23 protein-coding genes are annotated in these 23,452 nt (G+C 60.7%); 18 read left to right on the top strand and 5 right to left on the bottom strand.

Translation table 11 applies throughout. The features are described 5' to 3' along the window. Positions 1-124 precede the first annotated feature (124 nt). The 5 genes from I2G20_RS11320 (at position 125) to dld (ending at position 6,525) form a co-directional block, all read left to right on the top strand. Positions 125-1,036 carry an ROK family protein gene (locus I2G20_RS11320; RefSeq protein WP_196259829.1) on the top strand — a complete coding sequence of 304 codons (912 nt, stop codon included), beginning with the start codon at positions 125-127 and terminating at the stop codon, positions 1,034-1,036. Further along, positions 1,033-1,755, top strand: coding sequence for a copper homeostasis protein CutC (locus tag I2G20_RS11325; protein WP_196259830.1), 723 nt, complete (start codon positions 1,033-1,035; stop codon positions 1,753-1,755). The genes I2G20_RS11320 and I2G20_RS11325 overlap by 4 nt, the downstream gene beginning before the upstream one ends. A gap of 146 nt (positions 1,756-1,901) precedes the next feature. Beyond that, entirely contained in the window at positions 1,902-4,358 is a 2,457-nt protein-coding gene (gene hrpB / locus I2G20_RS11330) for an ATP-dependent helicase HrpB (RefSeq protein ID WP_196259831.1), read from the top strand. 126 nt (positions 4,359-4,484) lie between these two features. Continuing rightward, a complete protein-coding gene (locus I2G20_RS11335; protein WP_196259832.1) occupies positions 4,485-4,751 on the top strand; it encodes an usg protein in 267 nt (88 codons plus the stop codon). An 88-nt stretch (positions 4,752-4,839) separates the two neighbouring features. Further along, complete coding sequence (gene dld / locus I2G20_RS11340; protein WP_196259833.1) at positions 4,840-6,525, top strand: D-lactate dehydrogenase; 1,686 nt, start codon at positions 4,840-4,842, stop codon at positions 6,523-6,525. On the opposite strand, the gene I2G20_RS11345 is transcribed toward dld, so the two are convergent. The 4 genes from I2G20_RS11345 to lnt form a co-directional block, all read right to left on the bottom strand. Continuing rightward, positions 6,509-7,321 (bottom strand): inositol monophosphatase family protein, encoded by an 813-nt coding sequence (locus I2G20_RS11345; protein ID WP_196259834.1) that lies wholly within the window; start codon positions 7,319-7,321, stop codon positions 6,509-6,511. The two genes, dld and I2G20_RS11345, sit on opposite strands and share 17 nt — an antisense overlap. Next, entirely contained in the window at positions 7,311-8,030 is a 720-nt protein-coding gene (trmB, locus tag I2G20_RS11350; RefSeq protein WP_196259835.1) for a tRNA (guanosine(46)-N7)-methyltransferase TrmB, read from the bottom strand. Before trmB ends, I2G20_RS11345 begins: the two co-directional genes overlap by 11 nt. Positions 8,031-8,105: 75 nt before the next feature. Then, on the bottom strand, positions 8,106-9,275 hold the full coding sequence (metK, locus tag I2G20_RS11355; RefSeq protein WP_196259836.1) for a methionine adenosyltransferase: 1,170 nt from the start codon (positions 9,273-9,275) through the stop codon (positions 8,106-8,108). Positions 9,276-9,404: 129 nt separating this feature from the next. Next, positions 9,405-11,024: an apolipoprotein N-acyltransferase gene (gene lnt / locus I2G20_RS11360; RefSeq protein WP_196259837.1), complete on the bottom strand. Its 1,620-nt coding sequence runs from the start codon at positions 11,022-11,024 to the stop codon at positions 9,405-9,407. Between the two features lie 487 nt (positions 11,025-11,511). Between lnt and urtA the strand changes: the two genes are divergently transcribed. The 8 genes from urtA (at position 11,512) to I2G20_RS11400 (ending at position 18,650) form a co-directional block, all read left to right on the top strand. Further along, positions 11,512-12,804 carry an urea ABC transporter substrate-binding protein gene (gene urtA / locus I2G20_RS11365; protein ID WP_196259838.1) on the top strand — a complete coding sequence of 431 codons (1,293 nt, stop codon included), beginning with the start codon at positions 11,512-11,514 and terminating at the stop codon, positions 12,802-12,804. 93 nt (positions 12,805-12,897) lie between these two features. Beyond that, on the top strand, positions 12,898-14,508 hold the full coding sequence (gene urtB / locus I2G20_RS11370; RefSeq protein ID WP_196259839.1) for an urea ABC transporter permease subunit UrtB: 1,611 nt from the start codon (positions 12,898-12,900) through the stop codon (positions 14,506-14,508). Beyond that, positions 14,505-15,722, top strand: a complete 1,218-nt coding sequence (gene urtC, locus I2G20_RS11375; RefSeq protein ID WP_196259840.1) for an urea ABC transporter permease subunit UrtC — start codon at positions 14,505-14,507, stop codon at positions 15,720-15,722. The genes urtB and urtC overlap by 4 nt, the downstream gene beginning before the upstream one ends. A 6-nt stretch (positions 15,723-15,728) precedes the next feature. Continuing rightward, positions 15,729-16,484: an urea ABC transporter ATP-binding protein UrtD gene (gene urtD / locus I2G20_RS11380; protein WP_196259841.1), complete on the top strand. Its 756-nt coding sequence runs from the start codon at positions 15,729-15,731 to the stop codon at positions 16,482-16,484. A gap of 3 nt (positions 16,485-16,487) precedes the next feature. Further along, positions 16,488-17,189 (top strand): urea ABC transporter ATP-binding subunit UrtE, encoded by a 702-nt coding sequence (urtE, locus tag I2G20_RS11385; protein ID WP_196259842.1) that lies wholly within the window; start codon positions 16,488-16,490, stop codon positions 17,187-17,189. Further along, positions 17,189-18,022 (top strand): urease accessory protein UreD, encoded by an 834-nt coding sequence (locus tag I2G20_RS11390; RefSeq protein WP_196259843.1) that lies wholly within the window; start codon positions 17,189-17,191, stop codon positions 18,020-18,022. The genes urtE and I2G20_RS11390 overlap by 1 nt, the downstream gene beginning before the upstream one ends. Before the next feature lie 10 nt (positions 18,023-18,032). Then, positions 18,033-18,335, top strand: coding sequence for an urease subunit gamma (locus I2G20_RS11395; RefSeq protein WP_196259844.1), 303 nt, complete (start codon positions 18,033-18,035; stop codon positions 18,333-18,335). A gap of 9 nt (positions 18,336-18,344) precedes the next feature. Further along, the gene (locus I2G20_RS11400; protein ID WP_196259845.1) at positions 18,345-18,650 is read left to right on the top strand and encodes an urease subunit beta; all 306 of its coding nucleotides are present in this window, start codon (positions 18,345-18,347) and stop codon (positions 18,648-18,650) included. A 95-nt stretch (positions 18,651-18,745) separates the two neighbouring features. On the opposite strand, the gene I2G20_RS11405 is transcribed toward I2G20_RS11400, so the two are convergent. Then, the gene (locus I2G20_RS11405; RefSeq protein WP_196259846.1) at positions 18,746-19,285 is read right to left on the bottom strand and encodes a hypothetical protein; all 540 of its coding nucleotides are present in this window, start codon (positions 19,283-19,285) and stop codon (positions 18,746-18,748) included. 140 nt (positions 19,286-19,425) lie between these two features. On the opposite strand from I2G20_RS11405, the gene ureC reads away from it, so the two are divergent. From ureC to I2G20_RS11430, 5 genes are all read left to right on the top strand, one after another. After that, entirely contained in the window at positions 19,426-21,138 is a 1,713-nt protein-coding gene (gene ureC, locus I2G20_RS11410; RefSeq protein ID WP_196259847.1) for an urease subunit alpha, read from the top strand. 107 nt (positions 21,139-21,245) lie between these two features. Then, entirely contained in the window at positions 21,246-21,899 is a 654-nt protein-coding gene (locus tag I2G20_RS11415) for a DUF2726 domain-containing protein (RefSeq protein WP_196259848.1), read from the top strand. Between the two features lie 77 nt (positions 21,900-21,976). Then, on the top strand, positions 21,977-22,684 hold the full coding sequence (locus I2G20_RS11420; RefSeq protein WP_196259849.1) for an AzlC family ABC transporter permease: 708 nt from the start codon (positions 21,977-21,979) through the stop codon (positions 22,682-22,684). After that, on the top strand, positions 22,681-23,001 hold the full coding sequence (locus tag I2G20_RS11425) for an AzlD domain-containing protein (RefSeq protein WP_196259850.1): 321 nt from the start codon (positions 22,681-22,683) through the stop codon (positions 22,999-23,001). The genes I2G20_RS11420 and I2G20_RS11425 overlap by 4 nt, the downstream gene beginning before the upstream one ends. A gap of 76 nt (positions 23,002-23,077) precedes the next feature. Further along, the gene (locus I2G20_RS11430) at positions 23,078-23,446 is read left to right on the top strand and encodes an MliC family protein (RefSeq protein WP_196259851.1); all 369 of its coding nucleotides are present in this window, start codon (positions 23,078-23,080) and stop codon (positions 23,444-23,446) included. Positions 23,447-23,452: the final 6 nt, after the last annotated feature.

The raw sequence follows: 23,452 nt of genomic DNA on the forward strand, positions 1-23,452 counted from the left end.
TTCAAATTTTGGGCAGTATCTAGAACATTCGGTAGGCAACCAAAAGGGGCGCTGAACGTCCTGGATGGCTCAATTGTCGATTTGCCCGCTTGTAAGGCGCAGGACGAAGTCTAGTCTCTGCTCCATGATTCTGACATTCGACATCGGCGGCAGTGCAATCAAATGGAGCTATGCTGAAACGCTGGCTGCAATTACGCCTACTGAGCGCGTGCCCACGCCCCGCACCGACTTCGAGGCCTTTTGCGCCGTGCTCGAAGGGGCACTCGCCGCCGCGTCCGACGCCGTACGCGGCATCGCGATTTCGGTCACCGGCATCACGACCGATGGGCGCATGATCTGCGCCAATGTTCCCGCCATCGATGGACGCGATCTTGCCGGCGATCTTGAATCCCGCCTCCATGTTCCGGTCGTCGTTGCCAACGACGCCGACTGTTTTGCTCTGGCGGAAGCCCGGCTTGGCGCGGGGCGTGGCCACGATACCGTCTTCGGAATCATTCTTGGCACAGGCGTTGGAGGGGGGCTTGTTGCGGGCGGGAAATTGATCAATCCCAGGGGGGGTTATGCGGGCGAATGGGGACATGGCGCGATCGTTCCGACCCTTGTCGCGAACGAACCGGAACCGATACCTCATTTTTCCTGTGGCTGCGGGCAGTCGGGCTGCGTCGATACGGTCGGGGGCGCGCGCGGCCTTGAAAGACTGCACGCTCACCTGGCGGGCCAATCGCTCGACAGCATGGGGATACTGGCCCGCTGGCGGCAGGGGGATAAAACCGCCAGCCGCACTGTAGGTGCCTGGCTTGCGCTTGTGGCACCACCACTTGCCCTTGCCATCAATATAACCGGCGCCAGCATCGTTCCGGTTGGTGGCGGGTTGGGACATGACACGGCCCTCGTCGCCGAGCTTGACCTGGCTGTGCGCGAAAGAATTCTCGCACGCACGACAGCGCCGCTTGTCGTTCCCGCAAAATCGGGACCCGATGCAGGCCTCATCGGTGCCGCCGCAATGGGGCTTGATTTCTGGATGGGCGACCGATGAGCGTGCTCGAAGTCTGCGTCGACGATCCCGAAGGGCTGGCCACCGCGATTGAAGGCGGGGCGGACCGTATCGAGCTATGCGCCGCGCTCGCGCTCGGCGGATTGACGCCTTCACCAGGCCTTTTGGCCGCGGCGCGTTCCGCCCCGGTCCCCGTTTACGTCATGATCCGGCCGCGGGCGGGCGATTTCGTTTTCGCCGCTGCCGAGATCAATGCAATGATCGCCGAGATCGATCATGTGCGCGCGCTGGGATTCGCGGGCGTGGTATTGGGCGCCAGCCGCCCCGACGGGCGCCTCGATACCGGAACGCTCGCAGCGCTCTGCGGACGTGCCAGGGGGCTCGGCACCACCTTGCATCGCGCGTTCGACCTCGTACCCGATTTTGCAGAAGCCATCGAACTTGCCGTCGCCCTGGGCTTTGAGCGCATCCTCACGGCGGGCGGCGCAGAAAATGTCGATAAGGGCCTGAAAGCGCTGACGGACATTACACGTTTGGCCGGAAATAGAATCTCGATCATGCCGGGCTCCGGCGTCACCGTTACCAACGCGCCCGAATTGATTGCGCGCCTTGGTGTCAGGGAACTTCACGCCTCGGGATCACGCCGTAGGGCGGCGGATGGCGGGCCGGCCGGAGCGCTGGGTTTCGAACTGCCGGGCCGCAAGATTACCGATGCGGATACCATCCGCGCGCTCAAGTCGGCGATGATCGCCGCGCAGTAACGGCTACCGCGGCAACGCATCAGACGCCCGCTTCAAAAGCTCAGTTGGGGTTTGGGTGATTTCTGAGTCTCGCTAGAGACCGGTCGCTTGCAGATTCGCGTTTTGGGGCACTTGCCTTGGGGAGCCAAAACCGCAAGAGAGGGGCAATGACCGAGTCCCGCGACGCGCTTCCCATCGACGATACCCTCCCGGCGCTCAAATCGGCGCTGGAGAACGGCACGCGCGCGGTGCTGGTCGCCCCGCCCGGCGCGGGCAAGACGACCCGCGTTCCCTTGGCCCTGCTCGATACGGCGTGGCGCGGCGAGGGCAAGATCGTCATGCTCGAACCCCGCCGCCTCGCTGCCCGTGCCGCTGCGCGCTACATGGCGGCAATGCTGGGGGAGGCCGTGGGCGAGACTGTCGGTTATCGCGTGCGGCTCGATACCAGGGTGTCCGGCCGAACCCGGATCGAGGTCGTTACCGAAGGTGTCTTTACGCGCATGCTCCTCGACGACCCCGAACTCACGGGCATCGCGGCGGTGCTGTTCGACGAATTTCACGAACGAAGCCTGGACGGCGATCTGGGGCTGGCGCTAACACTCGATGCCACCGCCTTGCGCGAAGATTTGCGCATTGTCGTCATGTCGGCGACGCTCGACAGCGCAAACGTTGCAGCACTGTTGGGCGAGGCGCCAATCATTGAAAGCAAGGGCCGGTCATTTCCGATCGAGACCCGACACATCGCACCCATGCCCAATACGCCAATCGTTGATAGCGTGGTCTCTGCCACGCTCGCAGCATTGCGCGAGGAAACGGGCTCGCTGCTGGTCTTCCTTCCCGGTCAGGCTGAAATCCGCCGCGTTGCCGAGGCGCTGAACGGGCGGGTAGGGCACGATACCGATATTGCCCCGCTTTTCGGACAGCTTTCGGGGGCCGAACAGGATCGCGCGATCCAACCCGCGCCGCCCGGACGACGCAAGATCGTTCTGGCAACGGCCGTCGCGCAAACCTCGCTGACCATCGAAGGGGTTCGGGTCGTTATCGACAGTGGACTGTCGCGCCTTCCGGTCTACGAACCCGATACCGGACTTACCCATCTCCAGACCCGCCGTGTCTCCCGCGCCGCCGCCGACCAGCGCCGGGGCCGTGCCGGACGCACCGAGCCCGGAATCTGCTACCGGCTCTGGCACGAAGGCCAGACGGCTGGGCTTGTCCCTTTCGATCCGCCCGAAATTACGGAAGCCGATCTTTCCGGGCTGGTGCTCGATCTGGCCAATTGGGGTGTGTCCGACCCTGCGGCCCTCAGCTTCCCCGATCAGCCACCGGCCCCTGCTTGGGCTGAAGCCGTCACCCTTCTAAAAATCATCGACGCGCTCGATGAGGAAGGTCGCATCACTGCACACGGCAGATTGCTTGCAAAGTTGCCGCTTCATCCCCGCCTGGGGCACATGGTGGCGCTGGCATCGCAGGAGGGAGCGGCGTTGGATGCCGCCCTTGTCGGTGTTGTCTTGGGCGAGCAAGGTCTAGGCGGCAGCGACACCGATCTTGCCATTCGGGTGCAACGCGTTCGCAGCGACAGCTCGAAACGCGCCGCAGAAGCGCGCCGCCTCGCACAAAACTGGGCTCGCCTCGTCGGCGGGGGAACCGGGACCGGCCAATCTGAAATCGGCCATCATCTCTCCCGCGCCTTTCCCGATCGAATCGCGCAGGCATCGGGCGCCCGCGGGACCTTCCGCCTCGCCAATGGGCGCCAAGGCCGGATCGATGAGACGGACGCGCTGGCGCGCGAAGCCTTCATTGTCGTCGCCGACATGACGGGCAAGGCGGTCAACGCCAAGATCCGCTCTGCCGCAGCTATCGACCGCCAGACCATCGAGGATGTCTTTGCGGGAAAGATTGTCGAGAAAACAACACTTGCCTTCGACCGTACGGCAAAGGCCGTCCGCGCCAGAAAACAGCGGATGCTCGGCGCGGTAAGGCTCGATGACGCGCCCGTACCGATCAAAGACAAGGCGGCCGCAGCCACCCTTCTTGCCGAGGGGATCGCGGAGATCGGTGTCCAGGCGTTACCCTGGTCCAAGGACCAGGTCGCACTGCGTGAACGCGCAAGCTTCCTCTTTCAGCATCTCGGAGAGAACTGGCCCGATCTCTCCGATGACGCGCTGGCCAAAGACGGAGCAGCCTGGATCGTTGCTCACATTAAGGGGCTCTCCCGTCTCGACGAGATCACTGCCGAACATCTGTCGGCGGCGCTTTACGACTTCCTCCCTTGGGACAGGCGTGGCGCGATGGACAGGCTCCTGCCCTCGCATTTCGATGCCCCCTCGGGCAGCCGTGTGCCAATCGACTACGGCGCCGAAAACGGCCCCGTGCTGGCCATCCGGGTGCAGGAACTTTTCGGGCTCGATACGCATCCCGCAATCGCCGGCGGCAAGGTCAAACTGCTTCTTTCGCTACTTTCACCAGCCCATCGCCCCATCCAGACGACCCGCGATCTCCGCGGTTTCTGGCGCGGGAGTTGGAAGGACGTGGCCAAGGACCTGAAAGGCCGCTACCCCAAGCATTACTGGCCCGACGACCCGCTCACCGCGTCTCCAACCAACCGGGCAAAGCCGAGGGTTTAGCACTCACCGCGCCAGGCTGCTGATTTCCCATATCCTGGTTCGAGCGCTATCATCTTGTTTGCAAAAAACAAAAGGCGTCAGCGAGAAGGGAAAGGCCCGCAGCATTCAGTGCGGAAAGGCGCAAGTATGGATAAGGACTTTCTTCGTCAGATCAGCGGCTACGGGCTCACCACGGCCGAAATTCACTATCACATGCCCGACCAGCCCTCGCTGCTCCAGCTTTTCATCTGGCAGCACCACGACCTGGCCCCGGACTTCCCCTCCTTGAGGAAATTTCTAGATTTCTGGCAGCGCGAGATCGAGGGCCCGCTCCACTCGATCCGCATCGCGCACCAGCGCCTGATCCGGCCGGCCGAATTCCAGGCTGTGGATGGCATCATCACGGTGCATTGAGCGAGCGGCAGGGCGCGACAAAAGAGAGGCTATTATTGTGCCGTGGCGGCGTTATGGTCCTGCGCCTTAGTTTGCCGTTGGACCCGCCATGACCGACACCCTCATTCCGGCGCTCTGCGCCATCACCGGCCCGCGTCACGTGCTCGTAGGGGATCGCGCCACGCGGCGTTTCCGCAAGGGATACCGGTTCGGCGATGGAGAGGTGCTGGCCGTTGTCAGGCCCGGAACGCTACTCGAGCAGTGGCGCGCTTTGAAAGCCTGCGTCGAGGCCGGGGTCATCGTCATCATCCAGGCCGCCAATACCGGCCTGACCGGGGGTTCGACGCCTTTTGGCGACGGTTATGACCGCCCCATCGTCATCATCAATACCATGCGCATAAAGCGCATCGATCTGATCGACGGCGGCAAGCAGGTCATCGCCCTGCCCGGCGCGACGCTCGACGCGCTCGAAAAAACGCTGCGGGCCATTGGCCGCGAACCGCATTCGGTGATCGGTTCGTCTTGCATCGGCGCTTCGGTCACCGGAGGCGTCTGCAACAATTCTGGCGGCTCGCTCATCCAGCGCGGACCAGCCTACACACAGTTCGCGCTCTTTGCCCAACTGGGCGCGGATGGGCAGTTGCGGCTGGTCAATCATCTGGGCGTCGAACTCGGTGAGAGCGCAGAAACGATTCTCGCGCGCCTCGACAGCGGCCAATATGCCGAAAGCGATATCACATACGACACCAATCAGTGGGCGTCAGACCATCAATACTGCGATCATGTTCGGGATATCGATGCATCGACCCCCGCACGGTTCAATGCCGATCCCCGCCGGCTTTATGAAGCGTCCGGCAGCGCTGGGCGGCTCGCGGTATTCGCCCTGCGGCTCGATACCTTCGAAGCCGATAAGGAGAGCCAGGTTTTCTATATCGGCACCAATGACCCGGCTGAACTGGTTGCCATCCGTCGCCATATGCTGGGCAACTTCGCCAACCTGCCCATCCAGGGCGAGTATTTCGACCGCGATGCCTATGGCACCACGCGCAAATACGGCAAAGACGTGTTCCTCCTGATCAAGTATCTGGGCACCGACCGCGTACCCCAGGCGTTCATGGTCAAGAGCTGGTTCGACGGGCTAAGCGAAAAGCTGGGGCTCGGCGGGGCCGTCACAGATCGAATCCTGCAGGCGCTCGTCAACCTCCTGCCCGAACATCTGCCCGAGCGGATGAACGATTATCATCGGCGCTACAGCCACTACCTCATGATCAAAATGGGCGGCGAAGGGATTGCCGAAGCGCGGCACTACCTTTCTTCGATCTTTCCATCGCAGAACGGGGACTTTTTCGAGTGTTCGCCCGGCGAGGGCGCCGACGCCTTCCTCCACCGCTTTGCCTTTGGTGGGGCAGGCGGGCGCTATCGTGCCGTGCATCCAGATACTGTCGAGGACATTCTTGCGCTCGACGTCGCCCTGCCCCGAAACGCCACGCAATTCGTTCCCCAATTGCCACCGGAACTCGATGCGGAAATGGTCCACAAGGGCGCCTGCGGGCACTTTTTCTGCCATGTGCTCCATCTGGACTACATGGTGAGAAAGGGCGGGGACGTCGAGGCGATCAAGAAAAAACTGCTCGGGCTATTTGACGCCAGCGGCGTCGAATACCCCGCCGAGCATAATGTGGGGCACTTGTACCCGGCGAAGCCTGCCCTGGAAGACTTCTACAAATCGCTCGACCCTACCAACAGCTTCAATCCCGGCATCGGCAAGACGTCGAAACTCAGGAACTGGTCCTGAGCGACAGCCCTGAGGATAGCGCGATGAGCTCTTCGCGGGCGCCGGGCGCTGCCGCAAGGATCGCGTCGCCCTTCGAAAGCTCGCCGTCAGGGCAATAAGGCGCCACATAGCCTCCCGCTTCCTCGACCATCAAGATCGCCGCAAGGCAATCCCAGGCATTGATGTGCGGCTCGAAATAGCCCGCCAGACGGCCTGCGGCCACATAGGCGATCATCAAGGCGCCCGATCCGTTGCGATAGAACATGCCGCCGGCGTCGAGCAGGCGTTCGGCGAAAGTGGTGATATAGGAGCGCGGAATCCGGTAGTTGGCGCCCATGCCAATTAGGCCCGATTGCACAGTGCGCGCGGGATCGACGGCAAGGCGTCGCCCGTTGAGCCATGCCCCACCGCCCTTGACCGCGTGATAGAGATCGTCCACCCGCGGGGCAAAAATAGCGCTGGCAACCACCTCGTTACCATCGTGAACGGCAATCGAAACGCACCAGTCCGGCATCCCCATGACGAAGGGGGAAGTGCCATCGATCGGATCGATCACCCAGGTCAGCCCCGAGCGCGTCGGCACCGGATCGTGTTCCTCGCCCATGATCCCGTCCTCGGGGAATTGGGCGGCGATCTTCTCGCGGATAAGGGTTTCCACATTGCGGTCGGCGATCGAGACCACATCCTGGGGTCCTGCCTTGGCCTCGATCACCAGCGTTTCACGGTTGAGGAAATAGTCGAGCGCCACAGCGCCGGCGGCTTTGGCAATTTCCTGCACCGCCACGTGGCGGCTCTGATGGTCGGGATTAACGCTCATTTGTCCTGTCCGTACGAAAAAATTCGAAATAAAAACTTGTAGACCGCCCCTGCCTGCGCGCCTTGATCTCATACCGCGTCGGCACCCAGCCTGGATAGGGCGTATGCCATGCGCCGGGGGCCGAGATCGGCCAGACGAATTCCGGTGTTCTGAGGACATGAGCCAGCGTCCAGTTGGCATAGTCCTCGATATCGGTCGCAAACCGGAACGTTCCGCCGGGCTGGAGCACCCTGGCGAATTCGGCGAGCACCGGAAACTGGATCAGCCGTCTCTTGTGGTGGCGCGGCTTGGGCCAGGGGTCGGGATAAAGAACGTAGAGGAGGTCGATGGATGCATCCGGCATCACGGCAAGCAGCTTGATCACGTCATCGGGAAAGAGCGCTATATTGCGCAGGCCCTCGGTGTCGATAGTTTCGAGCAGCTTGCCGATCCCGCCCGTAAAGACCTCGCAGCCGATGAAGCCGTCACCCGGATTTTCCCGCGCCATCCGTGCCAGATGCTCGCCCCCGCCATAGCCGATCTCAAGATGGATGTGTTTGGCGTCCGGGAACAGGGCGCGCGGATCGAAGGGGGCGGAAATATCGAGGGAAAGCTCAGGCAACAGCGTCTCGAAGAGCGCTTGCTGGCCTTTGTGCAGCTTCTTGCCGGCCCGCCGCCCGAAAAAGGCACGCGGCCCGCGCGGATCCTGAGGAATGGGTTTGAGTGTCATGGTTGAGACGCTCTAGGCGAAAACAAAAGGCGCGGCAAGCGCCGCGCCCTCGGGATTGATCCATCGCGTTGGCGATCAGGTCAACTCCGCCGCGATCGCTTCGGCGAGATCGGTCTTTTCCCATGAGAACCCGCCATCGGCATCCGGCGTACGCCCGAAATGCCCGTAAGCGGCGGTGCGTTCATAGATGGGCTTGTTGAGACCGAGATGCTCGCGGATGCCGCGAGGGGAGAGGTCCATCACCTTCTGGAGCACCGGTTCGAGCTTGTCATCCTCCACCTTGCCCGTGCCGTATGTATCGATAAAGATCGAAAGCGGCTTGGAAATGCCGATGGCATAGGAGAGCTGGATAACGCATTTGTCCGCCAATCCGGCAGCCACGATGTTCTTGGCAAGATAACGCGCGGCATAGGCAGCCGAGCGGTCGACCTTGGTGGGGTCCTTGCCCGAAAACGCGCCACCCCCGTGCGGAGCGGCCCCACCATAGGTATCCACGATGATCTTGCGCCCGGTAAGCCCAGCGTCCCCATCCGGTCCTCCGATGACGAAGGCGCCAGTCGGGTTGACGTAGAATTCGTCTTCCGGCGGCATCCAGCCTCTGGGCAGGGTGGACTCAACGAAAGGGCGCACCAGTTCGCGCACTTCGTCCTGGCTGGTATTTTCGGTGTGCTGGGTAGAAACGACCACCGAGGTTGCCCCAACCGGGCGGCCATTTTCATAGCGCAGTGTCACCTGGCTCTTGGCGTCCGGCCCGAACGCCGAGACCTCGCCCTTATGGCGCGCTTCGGCCATTCTGCGCAGGATGGTGTGCGCAAACATGATCGGCGCGGGCATCAATTCGGGCGTCTCGTTGACGGCAAAGCCGAACATGATGCCCTGATCGCCTGCGCCCTCGTCCTTGTTGCCCGACGCATCGACGCCCTGCGCAATATGGGGGGATTGCTCATGGACATGGCAGGCGACATCGAGGGTCTTCCAGTTGAAGCCCTCCTGCTCGTAACCAATCCGCCGCACAACCGTGCGCGCGATTTCTTCCATTTTCTGCGCATCGATTTGCTTGGGCCCGCGCACTTCACCCGCCAGAACGACGCGGTTGGTGGTCGCCAGCGTTTCGAGCGCGACGCGCGAATAGGGATCTATGGCAAAAAACGCATCGACAATCGCGTCGGAAATCTGATCACAGACCTTGTCGGGATGCCCCTCGGAAACCGATTCCGAGGTGAATAGGTAGTTCGTACTGGCCACGTTAAACCTCTTGGCGTGTGGGCGGAGGGCGCACGATGGGATGCGCGTGCGCGGGCCGTTCCCGCGCACTTTCAATCGCGCTTTTCGCAGGTTGGTGTGCTGAAATCAAGAGTAGATATAAAGAGTTCCTTATATCCTTTTTCGCCTGCCGACCCAAAGACCCGCGGCAGGAAGCAGCAAGCCTGCGAGGATGAATCCGAAAAACGGGATGTTGCGCACCTGGGCAAAGAACGTAGCCTCGACAGGCCGGGCCGGCACACCTTTGAGCACGCCGACTTCCTCTTGCCCCAGCATACCTCCGATGCGCCCAAGCGGATCGACAAAGGCTGAAATACCCGAATTGGCCGCCCGAACCATGCTCTTGCCTTCTTCCACGGCGCGCAGGCGTGCGTGGTGGAAGTGCTGGGCCGGGCCGATCGATCCGTCGAACCATGCATCATTGGTTACAACAAGGATGAAGGCTGCGTCCGCGACCAGGGCGCCCAATCCGCCGGAATAGACGATCTCATAGCAGATGAGGGGCAGAACGGCCGGCAAGCCGGGCAATTCGATCAGCCGGCGCGCTTCCCCCGCTGCCCAGCCGTCCGACCCGTAGACAAACTGGCCGATACCAAAGCGCGAGAAAAAGCTTTGAAAGGGGAGGTATTCTCCGAAGGGGACAAGATGGGTCTTGTCATAGCTTGTGACCACCTCGCCATCCGCATTGATCGCAAGGATGGCGTTGTAGGGTTGTGCGCCCGGTATGATCGTTCCATCCGGGCCGTAGGGCTCTCGCGGCGCTCCGGTCAAAAGAACGGTGCCTTCAGGCAGCATCCGCGCAATCTGGGCGAGATATTGCGGCTCCTGGGACAAAAAGAACGGTAGAGCGGCTTCAGGCCAGAGAAGAATATCCACATCCTCGAGCCCCCTATCATCAGGGCCGGTGCGCATGGTGGACAGATCGATCAGCCGCGTCACGATCTCCTCACGGGCAAAGACCTGCCATTTATCGTCCTGTGGCACTGCCGGCTGGACGAGGCGGATGACGGTATCATCATAATATTCGATCGTGGTATTGGCGAGTCGCTGATATCCCCAGCCCAATTGGAGCGCGATAAGCCCGAACCCCCCGAACAGCGGCAGCAATCGGCTGACAATTGATCTGTCCGCGCCGGGCCACACCAGCGCCGGCGTCGCCGCAACAAGGATGGCGGCAAAGGTGAGGCCATAAATGCCAACGAGGCTGGCGGCCTGCATCATCTCGGCATTGGCCGTTAATGCATAGCCCAGGAGGTTGAAGGGAAAGCCGGTGAAAAGTGTACCCCGTGCGAGTTCCGCCAGCGAAAGGCAGGCGGTCAGCGCGAAGATGCGGGTGGCGCCTGCCGCCCATAACAAATGCGCAACGGCCGTTCCCAAGCCCCAGAAGATCGAAAGGATCGCCGCCAGCCCGGCAATCGCGAGCGGCATCGCCCCGATCAGCCAACCGCCATCGACGAAAAAGGCAAAACCGAGCCAGTGAAGCGAAGCGGTGAAGTATCCCAACCCGAACCAGAATCCGATCCGGAATGCCGGGCCAAAAATCCTGCCGAAAATCCCTTTGCGCCGCTCGGCACCGTCCAGCGTCCAGACCAGTAGCGGCAGCCCGATGAACAGCGCGGGCAGTATAAAAAGCGGCGCCACCGAAAGCGCTGCTATTGCACCGGCCAAAATCATTAGAAGCGCGCGTCGCCAGCCGTGGCTGAGCATGGCGAATTCGGCCAGTGCGGTCATCGAGGCTTCCTGCAAAAACGGCGAATCAATCGATTTTGAACGGTGAACGCGGCAGGGGGTGGGCGTCAATCGATCCGTAACCTGTCCGGCGAGACATTTCGGGACAAAGAAATGCCCCGTACGCCTCGCGAACGTACGGGGCTGTGAGATTGTGGTGCAAACAACCTCTGCCGGAGGACATCCGGCATCGCCAATCTACTGGAGTCGACTGCACTTGTCATGGCGCAAATGCCCGATTCTTGTGCATTCTTTGGCGCCATTGTGAAATAGCTGCTCGTTTTTTGAGCACGACCCCGATTATCCGCCGACGGCCTTGGAGCCAGCGGGGCACCGCGGACGCTGATACGCACTCCATCGGGCAGCCTGCTCTACCTAAAGTCCTTTATTTATAATTTGTTAACCCAATGCTTGAGCCGAAACGTTCAGGCCTTGGCACGCTTCTTGCGATTCCTTGCGGCGGTGTAATCAGCAACTGTCGGAGGGACAAATGACAGACTGGACCAAATATAGGAACTTGACGCTGGCGGGGCTTATGGGCGCGAGCCTTCTTTCCATGCCGGTAGCAGCACAAGAAGGCGAGCCGATCAAGGTCGGCATTCTTCACTCGCTATCGGGCACGATGGCGATTTCTGAAACTACGCTCAAGGACACGATCCTGTTCATGATCGAACAGCAGAACGCCGCCGGTGGTGTTTTGGGCCGTCCGCTCGAAGTCGTGACCGTCGACATCGCATCCGACTGGCCTCTGGCCGCCGAACTCGCACGGCGCCTGATCGAAGTCGATGAAGTCGACGTCGTCTTTGGCTGCTGGACATCGGTCTGCCGCAAGTCGGTTCTGCCGGTATTCGAAGAGCTCAACGGGCTGCTCTTCTACCCCGTCCAGTACGAGGGTGAAGAATCCCAGCGCAATGTGTTCTACACCGGCGCATCCCCCAACCAGCAGGCTATCCCTGCCGTCGACTACCTCATGAACGAGGAAGGCGTCGAACGCTGGGTGCTTGCCGGCACCGACTATGTCTACCCCCAGACCACCAACCTCATCCTCGAGCAATATCTCAAGGATGCCGGTGTTGCTGCCGAAGACATCATGATCAACTACACCCCGTTCGGGCATTCGGACTGGCAGACGATCGTTTCCGACATCGTCGCTTTCGGTTCGGAAGGCAAGAAGACGGCAGTGGTCTCGACCATCAATGGCGACGCTAACGTGCCGTTCTACCGCGAACTGGGCAATCAGGGCGTGGCCGCTGAAGACATCCCGGTCGTTGCGTTCTCTGTGGGTGAAGAAGAGCTTTCGGGCTTCGACACCACCCCGCTGGTCGGCCACCTTGCCGCCTGGAACTACTTCATGAGCGTCGATACGCCTGAAAACGCGGAATTCATCGCCGCTTGGCATGACTTCATCGGCGATGACAGCCGCGTCACCAACGACCCGATGGAAGCCCACTATATCGGCTTCAACCTCTGGGTTAAGGCCGTGGAAGCTGCCGGCACGACCGATGCCGATGCCGTGATCGACTCCATCGTCGGCCAGGAAACACCGAACCTGACCGGTGGCATCGCGACCATGCTGCCCAACCACCACATCACCAAGCCTGTCCTGATCGGCGAAATCCAGGAAGACGGACAGTTCTTTGTGGTCTGGGAAACAGACGGTCTGGTCGAAGGCGACGCATGGTCCGACTTCCTGCCCGGCTCGATGGACCTGATTGCCGATTGGACCGATCCGATCAACTGCGGCAACTACAACACCGTCACCGAAACCTGCGGCGGCAGCTAAGCCATCGCTCTGACGATCACGAACGCGAAAGGGCGGCACGCCGCCCTTTCCTCAACGACCCTCCCCGACCGAAAAACGGATTGCTTTCCGACAATGCGCACAGCCCATCCGTTCAGGCTTTTTCTTGTTACAATCCTTGTGGCGATCCTTGCCGGGCTTTCTTCCGGCGCGCGCGCCCAGACGGTTTCAGAGATCGTCCCGACAATGGCCGACACCAATCTGCGCGGCCTAGCCGCTGCGGTCGAGGCCCTTGCTGCAACAGGTGAACCGCAGGCGGTTGCCGTTCTTGAGGCGCTTGGTGCGGGCAATCTTTACGAGACAGCTGACGGCGGCATCTATATCCGCGCCGGGTCCGGCCCCATCAGGGACGCCGCCACCGGCGAAACCGCCGAGGGCGTTGCGCCCGGCGATCTCAAACTCATTCGCATCAACAATTCCCTGCGCCGCGACATCCGCGCCGCCATCGGCAATCTGACGCTCCTGAGCGACGATGCCAATGTGCGCCTGCGCGCCGCGCGCGAAATGTTCGGCACTGCCGATCCGGCCAATATCGAGCTGCTCGATGAGGCGCTTGCCGAGGAAACCAATCCCAGTGTCCGCACGGTGATGGAGCAGGCCCGCGCGGCCGCCATCCTCAAGACCGATGTCAGCGAGGAAGAGTTTGCCGCAGCCGTCGCGGTTATCGCAGCGCGTGGCGACCGGCAGGCGCTCGGCATTCTCAACTCCAACCTTGCCAATGCCTCGGAGATCGAACGCGTCAATATCGAGGCCGGTATCGCCCGCATCAACCAGGCGCTCGCGCTGCAGGGGATCGGGCAGAATGTCTGGTATGGCATATCATTGGGCTCGGTGCTGCTCTTGGCGGCCATCGGGCTGGCCATCACCTTCGGGGTCATGGGCGTCATCAACATGGCGCACGGCGAGATGGTGATGATCGGGGCTTATGTGACTTTTGTGGTGCAGGAAATCATCCGCACGACGAATCCGGGCCTGTTCGATTATTCCCTCGCCATTGCCGTGCCTGCGGCGTTCCTCATAACCGGATTGATCGGTGTCGGGATCGAGCGCGGCATCATCCGCTGGCTTTATGGGCGTCCGCTTGAAACTCTGCTTGCGACCTGGGGGCTTTCGCTGGTCATCCAGCAGGGCGTGCGCACCATATTCGGTGCCACCAACCGCGATGTGGGCAATCCCAGCTATATGTCCGGCGCCTTCGAGTTCTTTGGCATCGCCCTGACCTGGAACCGGTTCTGGATCGTCATTTTCGCGCTGGTCGTCTTTGCGCTGCTACTGCTTGTTCTCAACAAGACACCGCTGGGCCTCCAGATGCGGGCGGTGACCCAGAACCGGCGCATGGCTTCGGCCATGGGGATCAGGACGCCCTGGATCGATGCCATGACCTTCGGGCTTGGCTCTGGCGTTGCGGGACTGGCGGGTGTGGCGCTCAGCCAGATCGACAATGTGTCGCCAAATCTTGGCCAGGGCTATATCATCGACAGCTTCATGGTGGTGGTGTTCGGCGGGGTGGGCAATCTCTGGGGCACGCTGGTCGGCGCCATGACACTGGGCATCGCCAACAAATTCCTTGAGCCCTATGCCGGGGCGGTGCTCGCCAAGATCGTCATTCTGGTGCTCATCATCCTCTTTATCCAGCGCAGGCCGCGCGGCCTGTTCGCGCTCAAGGGACGGGCGGTGGAGCAATGATTACGGCTGCAATCCTACGCGCACTCGACAAGAAGGCCATCTGGGTCATCTCGATCCTCTTGCTGGCAGCGATCCTAGTGCCGCTCTCCAATCTGATGCTGCCCGTCGGCCATCCCTTGCGCGTGCCCAACTATCTCGTGCCGCTGATGGGCAAATATCTGTCCTATGCGATGCTCGCGCTCGCGCTCGATCTCATCTGGGGCTATTGCGGCATTCTTTCGCTCGGCCACGGCGCATTTTTTGCGCTGGGCGGCTATGCCATGGGCGTCTATCTCATGCGCCAGATCGGCACGCGCGGGGTCTATGCCCATCCCGAATTGCCCGATTTCATGGTGTTTCTCGGCTGGCCTGAACTGCCCTGGTACTGGCTGGGCATGGACCAGTTCTGGTTTGCCGCCATCATGGTCATGCTGGTGCCGGGCATCCTTGCCTTTGTCTTTGGCTGGTTTGCCTTCAGAAGCCGGGTGACGGGCGTTTATCTCTCGATTATCACCCAGGCCATGACCTTTGCGCTCATGCTCGCCTTCTTCCGCAACGATATGGGCTTTGGCGGCAATAACGGGCTGACCGATTTCCGTGACATCCTCGGCACGCCGATTGCGGCGCCAACGACGCGGGCGATCCTCTTTGCCGCAACAGCAATTGCACTGGCTCTGTCCTTCCTTGTGTGCTCGATGATCGTCAAGTCCAAGCTGGGCAAGGTGATGGTTGCGGTACGTGACGCAGAAAGCCGGACGCGGTTCATTGGCTACAGGGTCGAAAACGTAAAACTGTTGGCCTTTACCGTCTCGGCGGTCATCGCCGGTATTGCCGGTGCGCTGTACGTACCTCAGGTCGGTATCATCAACCCCGGCGAGTTTGCTCCGGCCAACTCCATCGAGGTTGTCATCTGGGCGGCAGTGGGCGGTCGCGGCACGCTGATCGGCCCGATTATCGGGGCCATCATCGTCAATGTCGGCAAGTCCTATTTCACCGCGGCACTGCCCGATTTCTGGCTCTTTGCGCTGGGTGGGCTGTTCATCTTCGTGACGCTTTTCCTCCCCAAGGGCGTGGTCGGATTGTTCACGTCGGTCTGGAATGCCATTCAGGCGCGACGTGCCTCATCGAGCGCCCAGAAGGGCGTCGGGCCCGCACCCGGCCCTGAAACCGACTTTCCGATAACGACGGAATCGGACGCAGGGAATGCGCAACCCAAAACAAATCCGGCGGAGTAACGGACAATGGTCGACACCCTGCGCACCGACTCCCTGCTTTACCTCGATGGCGTCACGGTCTCGTTCGACGGCTTTCGCGCGCTTAATTCCCTCTCGCTGATCGTCCAGCGCAATGAATTGCAGGCCATTATCGGGCCGAATGGCGCAGGCAAGACGACGATGATGGACATTATCACCGGCAAGACAAAGCCCGATACGGGCGAGGTCTATTTCGAGGGCTCGGTCGATCTCACCAAAAAGGACGAGACCGAAATCGCCAATATGGGCATCGGACGCAAATTCCAGAAGCCGACGGTGTTTGAAAGCCATACGGTCTGGGACAATGTCGAATTGGCGCTCAAAAAGCCGCGCGGCGTCTTTTCGGGGCTGTTCTATACCCGCGACACCGCCGATACCGACAGGATCGCGGAAATCCTCGATATCGTACGCCTCACCCATCGCAAGAATGAGTATGCGGCCAATCTCTCGCACGGCCAGAAGCAATGGCTCGAGATCGGCATGCTGCTCGCCCAGGATCCCAAGCTGATGCTGGTCGATGAGCCGGTGGCCGGGATGACCGATGCCGAGACGATCGAAACCTCCAAATTGCTGGCCGATATTGCCAAGACCCGTTCGGTCGTCGTCGTCGAGCACGACATGAGCTTTGTCCGCGATCTCGATTGCCGCGTCACCTGCCTTGCCGAAGGCGCGGTGCTGGCGCAGGGCTCGCTCGAACATGTTTCCGCTGATCCGCTGGTCATCGAACGCTATCTGGGACGCTGAAAAATGGCGCAACTGACCGTATCCGAAATCGATCTCCATTATGGCGCAGCCCAAGCGCTCAAGAAAATCTCGATCGAGGCCAGACCCAATGCGATCACCTCGGTGCTGGGCCGGAATGGGGTTGGCAAATCCTCGCTGCTGCGCGCCATAACCGGCATTCAGCCGATCAGCGCGGGCAGCATTTCCTTTGATGGCACCGATCTCAAGAAATCCGCGCCCTATAACCGTGCCCGTGCCGGTATCGGCTATGTCCCGCAGGGGCGCGAAATCTTTCCGCTCCTGACGGTCAAGGAAAACCTCCAGACCGGCTATGCGCCTTTAAAGGCAAAAGATCGCAATATCCCCGAGACGATCTTTGAGCTTTTCCCAGTGCTCAAATCCATGCTTTCGCGGCGCGGCGGAGACCTCTCGGGCGGCCAGCAGCAGCAACTCGCAATCGGTCGCGCGCTGGTCACCCGACCCAGATTGCTGGTGCTTGACGAGCCAACCGAAGGCATCCAGCCCTCGATCATCAAGGAGATCGGGCGCGCCTTGCAGTTTTTGCGCGATGAAATGGGGATGACGATTCTTCTGGTCGAACAATATCTCGATTTCTGCCGCGAATTGTCAGACCATATCTACGTCATGGATCGCGGTGAAGTCATGCATTCGGGGCCCGCCAGCGATCTCGACGATCCACAGGTGAAACGGCATTTGATGGTCTGATGCTCGACACAATCGCCCAAGAGACACTCCGGCCTCCGCGCCTCCAACGCGCGCGGGGAGTAGGCCGCATCACGGCCAAAGCGCGGGACGGACGGAGCGTCATCGATACACTCTACCAGGAGGGCTGCGCCAAGATTCGCGTGCCCAAGCCGCAGGGAACCTGGCTCGATGCCGTACTCATCAATTCCTCCGGCGGCCTGACCGGCGGTGACGGCGTGCTGTGGTCCGCCGAAGCCTCCCAGCATACCCATCTCGTCGTAACCACCCAGGCCTGCGAGCGAGTCTATCGCTCGGTCGGAGGCTCAGCCCGGGTTTCCTCGAAACTCACCATCGACAAGGGCGCGCGCCTCGACTGGCTGCCTCAGGAAACCATCCTTTTCGATGGCGCCGAGCTCGAACGGCGGCTTGACGTGGAAATGGCAGCGGATGCTACCTTCCTGGGGCTCGAAGCGGTAATTATGGGCCGCGAAGCCCGGGGCGAGGACGCGCTCTCGGCGCGGCTCAAGGACGATTGGCGCGTGCGCCGCGGTGGCGTGCTTGTGCATGCCGAAGCCAGCCGGCTCGATGCCAACTGCCTCGTCGCGCGCAACAATGTCGCCTTGCTCTATGGCGCGCGCGCCTACGCTACGCTCTGCTATGTTGCAGCCGATGCCGAACGCCAGATCGGTCCGGTCAAGGCATTGCTCGAAGGCGCGGAAAATGCCGGCGCATCCCGGATCGGCGAAAAGCTGGTCGTACGTATCTTGGCAGAATCGGGCTATCGCTTGCGCAAGATCATAATGCCCGTCATCGCGCAGTTCGCCGGTGCGGTGCCCAAACTCTGGACGCTATAAGGGGGAGAATATGAACCTTACACCGCGGGAGAAGGACAAGCTGCTCGTCTCGATGGCAGCCATGGTGGCGCGGCGCAGGCTCGAGCGCGGGGTCAAGCTCAATCATCCCGAAGCCATAGCGCTGATCACGGACTTCGTCGTCGAGGGCGCGCGCGATGGCAGGGCAGTGCCTGACCTGATGGAGGCCGGCGCTCATGTCATTACCCGAGAACAGGTGATGGAAGGGGTCGCGGAAATGATCCACGACATCCAGGTCGAGGCGACGTTCCCCGACGGCACCAAGCTCGTCACCGTCCATAACCCCATCCGTTAGGAAGAACCGATGATCCCCGGAGAAATCATCACCGCGCCCGGCGAAATCGAACTCAATGCGGGCCGGGGCACGGTAACCCTGACCGTCGCCAATACGGGCGACCGTCCCATCCAGGTGGGTAGCCACTATCATTTCTACGAGACCAACGAAGGCCTGCGCTTTGATCGCGAAAAGGCCCGGGGTTACAGGCTCGACATTGCTGCGGGTACCGCGGTTCGGTTCGAGCCCGGCCAAACGCGCGACGTTACTTTGGTCCCCTTGGCCGGAAGCCGTACGGTTTTCGGCTTCAACAACAAAGTTGCAGGCACGCTGTGACCGGTCTATCGGGGTCTTGCTTCTCGCCGTTGGGCGCAAAAAAAGAGCGGGTAGCAGATGCTACCCGCCCCATGGGCGCTATTCGTGGTGAGGGACTAGGCATCCACGAACAGCACGACGTCACCCGAACCATGCATCCAGACGGCAACGACGTCGTCCGCCGCATAACCTTCGGCTTCAAGCGCGGCGACGAGTTCGGTCTTGGCCGCGATGTCATCCTGCAGGGCCGAAATGTCGCCCTCGAACTGGGCGCGCGTGTCGGCAACTACGGAAGCATCGCCACCGTCATTGGCCGCAAGATCGGAAATTGCCACGACCTCGATATTGGCCGTACCGTTGATCACATCGAGGTTAAGCGCACCAGACGACTGAATGGCCGCCTCAAGGTCGGCATGGGTCAATTCGTCGACATTCACGCCGGCCTCTGCGCCGGCATCGATAGCTCCGTCGACCGTACCAGCGCCAACACCGGCATCCACGCCGATACCGGCATCGACCCCACTATTGTCGCCACCCAATTCGACGCCAACACCGCCGTCAAGACCAACCCCGAGGTCGGTATCCTGCGCATTGATAGCGATAGGGGCCGCAAGGGCCATGGCAGTGCCAAGTGCAAGAGCAGAGAGCTTCTTCATTGTTTGTCTCCATTGTTTCCAGAGGTTTTTGCCCCCCTCTCGATGAACAAACGTCGACGGTCCCGCAGCGTTGCAAGGTCATTTTGTGGCAAGCCGCCCACCTCTCGTCACATTCGCCCTCAACCCGGAGGAGTTGATCCATGCCTGCCAAAATAGCCCGAACGCTTTATGCCGACATGTACGGTCCGACCACCGGCGACAAGGTGCGCCTGGCCGATACCGAGCTTTTCATTGAGGTTGAGAAGGACTTCACCATCTACGGGGAAGAGGTGAAGTTCGGCGGCGGCAAGGTCATCCGCGACGGAATGGGACAATCCCAAGTGACGCGCGCCGATGGCGCCGTCGATACCGTCATCACCAATGCGCTGGTGCTTGACCATACCGGCATCTACAAGGCCGACATCGGCCTGAAGGATGGACTGATCGCTGGTATCGGCAAGGCCGGCAATCCAGACACGCAGCCCGGCGTCAGCATCATCGTGGGGCCCGGAACCGAAGCGATCGCAGGCGAGGGCAAGATCCTGACCGCCGGTGGATTCGATGCTCATATCCACTTCATCTGCCCACAGCAGATTGAGGAAGCGTTGATGAGCGGGCTCACCACCATGCTCGGCGGCGGCACCGGCCCTGCACATGGAACGCTGGCCACGACCTGCACGCCCGGCGCCTGGCATATCGGAAAGATGATCCAGAGCTTTGACGCCTTCCCCATGAACATTGCGCTTGCCGGCAAGGGCAATTCCTCCAGGCCCGAAGCGCTCGTTGAAATGATCCTGGGCGGCGCGGCGGCACTCAAGCTCCACGAAGATTGGGGGACGACACCGGCGGCAATCGACAATTGCCTGTCGGTGGCCGACGATTACGACGTTCAGGTGATGATCCACACCGACACGCTCAATGAATCGGGATTCGTCGAGGACACTATCGCCGCCTTCAAGGGCCGCACTATCCACGCCTTCCACACCGAAGGCGCCGGGGGCGGCCATGCACCCGATATCATCAAGGTTTGCGGGCTGGAAAACGTCATCCCCTCATCGACCAACCCCACCCGTCCCTATACGGTCAACACGCTGGCCGAGCATCTCGACATGCTGATGGTCTGCCACCATCTCGATCCCTCGATCCCCGAAGACGTCGCCTTCGCGGAAAGCCGCATCCGCAAGGAAACCATCGCTGCCGAAGATATCCTCCACGACATGGGCGCGTTCTCGATCATTTCGTCGGACAGCCAGGCGATGGGGCGGGTCGGCGAGGTGATCATCCGCACCTGGCAGACCGCAGACAAAATGAAGCGCCAGCGGGGACGGCTGCCTCAAGAGACAGGCGACAACGACAATTTCCGCGCCAAGCGCTATGTGGCCAAATATACGATCAACCCCGCCATTGCGCATGGCATTGCCGAGCATATCGGTTCGGTTGAGGTCGGCAAACGTGCCGATCTGGTTCTCTGGAGCCCTGCCTTTTTTGGCGTGAAACCGGAAATGGTGCTGCTGGGCGGCATGATAGCGGCGGCCCCAATGGGCGATCCCAACGCCTCGATTCCAACGCCGCAGCCCATGCACTACCGCCCCATGTTCGGCGCCTACGGCAAGGCGATTGCCAATACCTCCATCACCTTTGTCTCCAAGGCCGCGTTCGAAAGCGGTCTCCAAGAGAGGCTCGGTGTAGACAAGGGGATGCTCGCGGTCGGCAACACCCGAGGCGGCATCGGGAAAAAAGCGATGATCCACAACAGTGCGACCCCGCAGGTAACGGTCGATCCGGAAACCTATGAGGTCCGTGCCGATGGAGAACTCCTCACCTGCGAGCCTGCCGAGGTGCTTCCCATGGCGCAGCGGTACTTCCTGTTCTGAAAGATATCGCCATATTGAATTAAATTGCTCCTCCGGTCTTTCCACCACTTGCACTGCGCTATCCGATGTTGAGGGTCCGGTAAAAGCGTCAGCTAGAGGCGAAGCTTGTGAGCGATGTCGCGATCTTGGTAATAATTGCCGCAGTGGCGATTGTAGCTTTTCTGGCTATGTCCGACCGAAAACGAGGCAACAAGCCCTTCAAGCAAGGTTGGACGCCGAGAACCGTATCCCAAAATTTCAATACCGCGTCCGTCATCCGCGACGCGCACGATCAACTGCGTGTTGTCACCAATGCCAAGTTCGAAGTGTCCAAAGTAATGAACGCTTCGGAATACCGCGTGTTTAGGATTATTGAGAACGAAATTCGCAGACAGTGGCCGCGATATCGGGTCTTTTCTCAGACATCTCTTGGGGAGATCATCAGATCTCCGGATCCCCAAGCCCATAGTTGTATAAATTCCAAGCGGGTTGATGTCGTGGTAATTTCTCCTTTGGGGACACCTGCATTGGTCGCTGAATATCAGGGCGGCGGACACTTTCAGAATAGTGCCGCTGCACGCGACGCCGTAAAGAAAGAGGCATTACGCCGGGCGGGTGTCGCTTATCTGGAAATACTAGAATCATCTTCGGACACCGACATTATCACCTTGATCCGTCGTGAGATGGTTCAAGAATCTGATGGTTCACGAGCTCAAGCTCCGGCATTTAGACAGCTGAATTCGCCCCAACCGACATGGAAAGGAGCGACGGCGCGAGAGTAGCAGAATAATTTCAGCTATCGAGAGCGCGAATGACCTGCTAGGTATCAGACACCGGCAGTTCGATATATCCCATCCCAATGCCCCAATCTTTCCCCCTCGATAGTTTTCGCTCGGGCATGCGATCCAGCCTTGCCGTAACGCTGGGCTATTTTCCGGTTGGTATCGCTTTTGGCATTGCAGCGGCACGGGCCGGATTTTCGGTTTTTGAGGCCGGGTTCCTCTCGGCCATCATCTATGCCGGATCGAGCCAGTTTCTGGTGGTAGCCTTGCTCGGTTCCGGCGCACCGCTAGTCGTTACGGCGCTCTCCATTCTGGCGACCAATCTTCGCCACGTGCTCTATGCGCCCGCCATTCTTGAAAAGGCACGCGACCGGGCCGCGACCCGTTATGCCTGGGGTTGGTCCGGCGGGTTGAGCGACGGCGTGTTCGGGGCCGCAATCGTTGCGCTCAATAAATCCCGCGAGCATTTCTCCGAGCGCTTCATGTTCGGGCTCGGCCTGGGACCATATTTGTCATGGCTTTTCGGCACCATCGCCGGGGCGCTTTTTTCAGGCGCGGTGTCAGGCTATCCGGTGGTCGATGCCGCGCTCGGCTTTCTGATGCCCGCCTTGTTTCTTGCCATGCTGCTGGCAATGGTTTCGCGGCGCACGCTTGGCGTCGTCGCCGTCACCATTCTGGCGGCCATTCCTTTGACGCTGTTTGTCTCGACCACCGTCGGCATTGTTGGCGGCATGGTGGCCGGGGCGCTTTCCGGCCTTGTTGACTGGAGGAGGCTCGGCAAATGAATACCGATCTGCTCATCACCGCCCTGATTGTCGGCATTGGCACCTGGCTGATGCGCTTTCTGCCCACGCGGATCGATACAAGTGCCATCACGCCGGACGGCCCCGTCAGCCGGTTTCTCGATGCTACCGGCCCGGCGGCCATCGCGGCATTGTGCGTGGCATCCTTCTTGCCCATGATGGAAGCAGATTGGAGTGCATTGACGATGCTGGCCGCAGGGGTGGCTGGAACATTTCTGGGCTTCCGCTTGCGCCGGGATATATCGCTGGCCTGCGTTTGCGGTGCGGCGGCCTATGGGCTGGCATATTGGCTGGTGTGACACGCCGCCTTGGACTCGTCATCGAACTGGATTAGGTTTCGTTCAATCGTCATCCGGTCCTTGAGGAGAAGGTCCCGTGAAAAAATTCATTGTAGCGGCAGCGTTGGGCTTGGCCGCCTTTCCAGCGCCAGCCGTCGAAACGTCGATGCAGCTCGTCCTCACCCTTGAGGGCAACGCGCAACGGGATGTCGTTATCTATCAGTGCCAGGGGATCGATGACTCCTTGACGGTCGAATACGTCAATGCCCACCCGATCTTCCTCGCCATTGTGCCGGTCGACGGTGAACGCCTGATTTTCGTCAACGTCATTTCTGCCTCGGGCGCCCGTTATGCCTCCGGCCAATACGTGTGGTGGTCGCGTGGCAACGATGCCCAGCTTTTTGACGAGATGGCCGGCGAGGATGCCGAGCCGGTCTCATGCTTTGCCGACGCCGATACGCCCTGAGGGCAC

This window comes from Pelagibacterium limicola (genome assembly GCF_015694405.1).
Taxonomy (GTDB): Bacteria; Pseudomonadota; Alphaproteobacteria; order Rhizobiales; family Devosiaceae; genus Pelagibacterium; species Pelagibacterium limicola.

Excerpts from the sequence above, each read along its gene's own strand:
- trmB (WP_196259835.1), bottom strand. The coding sequence starts at position 8,030 with ATGACACTCAAACCCATTCCTCAGGATCCGCGCGGGCCGCGTGCCTTT.
- urtE (WP_196259842.1), top strand. The coding sequence starts at position 16,488 with ATGGCGCAACTGACCGTATCCGAAATCGATCTCCATTATGGCGCAGCC.
- urtB (WP_196259839.1), top strand. The coding sequence starts at position 12,898 with ATGCGCACAGCCCATCCGTTCAGGCTTTTTCTTGTTACAATCCTTGTG.
- I2G20_RS11335 (WP_196259832.1), top strand. The coding sequence starts at position 4,485 with ATGGATAAGGACTTTCTTCGTCAGATCAGCGGCTACGGGCTCACCACG.
- I2G20_RS11390 (WP_196259843.1), top strand. The coding sequence starts at position 17,189 with ATGCTCGACACAATCGCCCAAGAGACACTCCGGCCTCCGCGCCTCCAA.
- I2G20_RS11320 (WP_196259829.1), top strand. The coding sequence starts at position 125 with ATGATTCTGACATTCGACATCGGCGGCAGTGCAATCAAATGGAGCTAT.
- hrpB (WP_196259831.1), top strand. The coding sequence starts at position 1,902 with ATGACCGAGTCCCGCGACGCGCTTCCCATCGACGATACCCTCCCGGCG.
- I2G20_RS11425 (WP_196259850.1), top strand. The coding sequence starts at position 22,681 with ATGAATACCGATCTGCTCATCACCGCCCTGATTGTCGGCATTGGCACC.
- dld (WP_196259833.1), top strand. The coding sequence starts at position 4,840 with ATGACCGACACCCTCATTCCGGCGCTCTGCGCCATCACCGGCCCGCGT.
- I2G20_RS11345 (WP_196259834.1), bottom strand. The coding sequence starts at position 7,321 with ATGAGCGTTAATCCCGACCATCAGAGCCGCCACGTGGCGGTGCAGGAA.
- lnt (WP_196259837.1), bottom strand. The coding sequence starts at position 11,024 with ATGACCGCACTGGCCGAATTCGCCATGCTCAGCCACGGCTGGCGACGC.
- I2G20_RS11325 (WP_196259830.1), top strand. The coding sequence starts at position 1,033 with ATGAGCGTGCTCGAAGTCTGCGTCGACGATCCCGAAGGGCTGGCCACC.
- urtC (WP_196259840.1), top strand. The coding sequence starts at position 14,505 with ATGATTACGGCTGCAATCCTACGCGCACTCGACAAGAAGGCCATCTGG.
- I2G20_RS11400 (WP_196259845.1), top strand. The coding sequence starts at position 18,345 with ATGATCCCCGGAGAAATCATCACCGCGCCCGGCGAAATCGAACTCAAT.
- ureC (WP_196259847.1), top strand. The coding sequence starts at position 19,426 with ATGCCTGCCAAAATAGCCCGAACGCTTTATGCCGACATGTACGGTCCG.
- urtA (WP_196259838.1), top strand. The coding sequence starts at position 11,512 with ATGACAGACTGGACCAAATATAGGAACTTGACGCTGGCGGGGCTTATG.
- urtD (WP_196259841.1), top strand. The coding sequence starts at position 15,729 with ATGGTCGACACCCTGCGCACCGACTCCCTGCTTTACCTCGATGGCGTC.
- I2G20_RS11420 (WP_196259849.1), top strand. The coding sequence starts at position 21,977 with ATGCCCCAATCTTTCCCCCTCGATAGTTTTCGCTCGGGCATGCGATCC.
- I2G20_RS11405 (WP_196259846.1), bottom strand. The coding sequence starts at position 19,285 with ATGAAGAAGCTCTCTGCTCTTGCACTTGGCACTGCCATGGCCCTTGCG.
- I2G20_RS11395 (WP_196259844.1), top strand. The coding sequence starts at position 18,033 with ATGAACCTTACACCGCGGGAGAAGGACAAGCTGCTCGTCTCGATGGCA.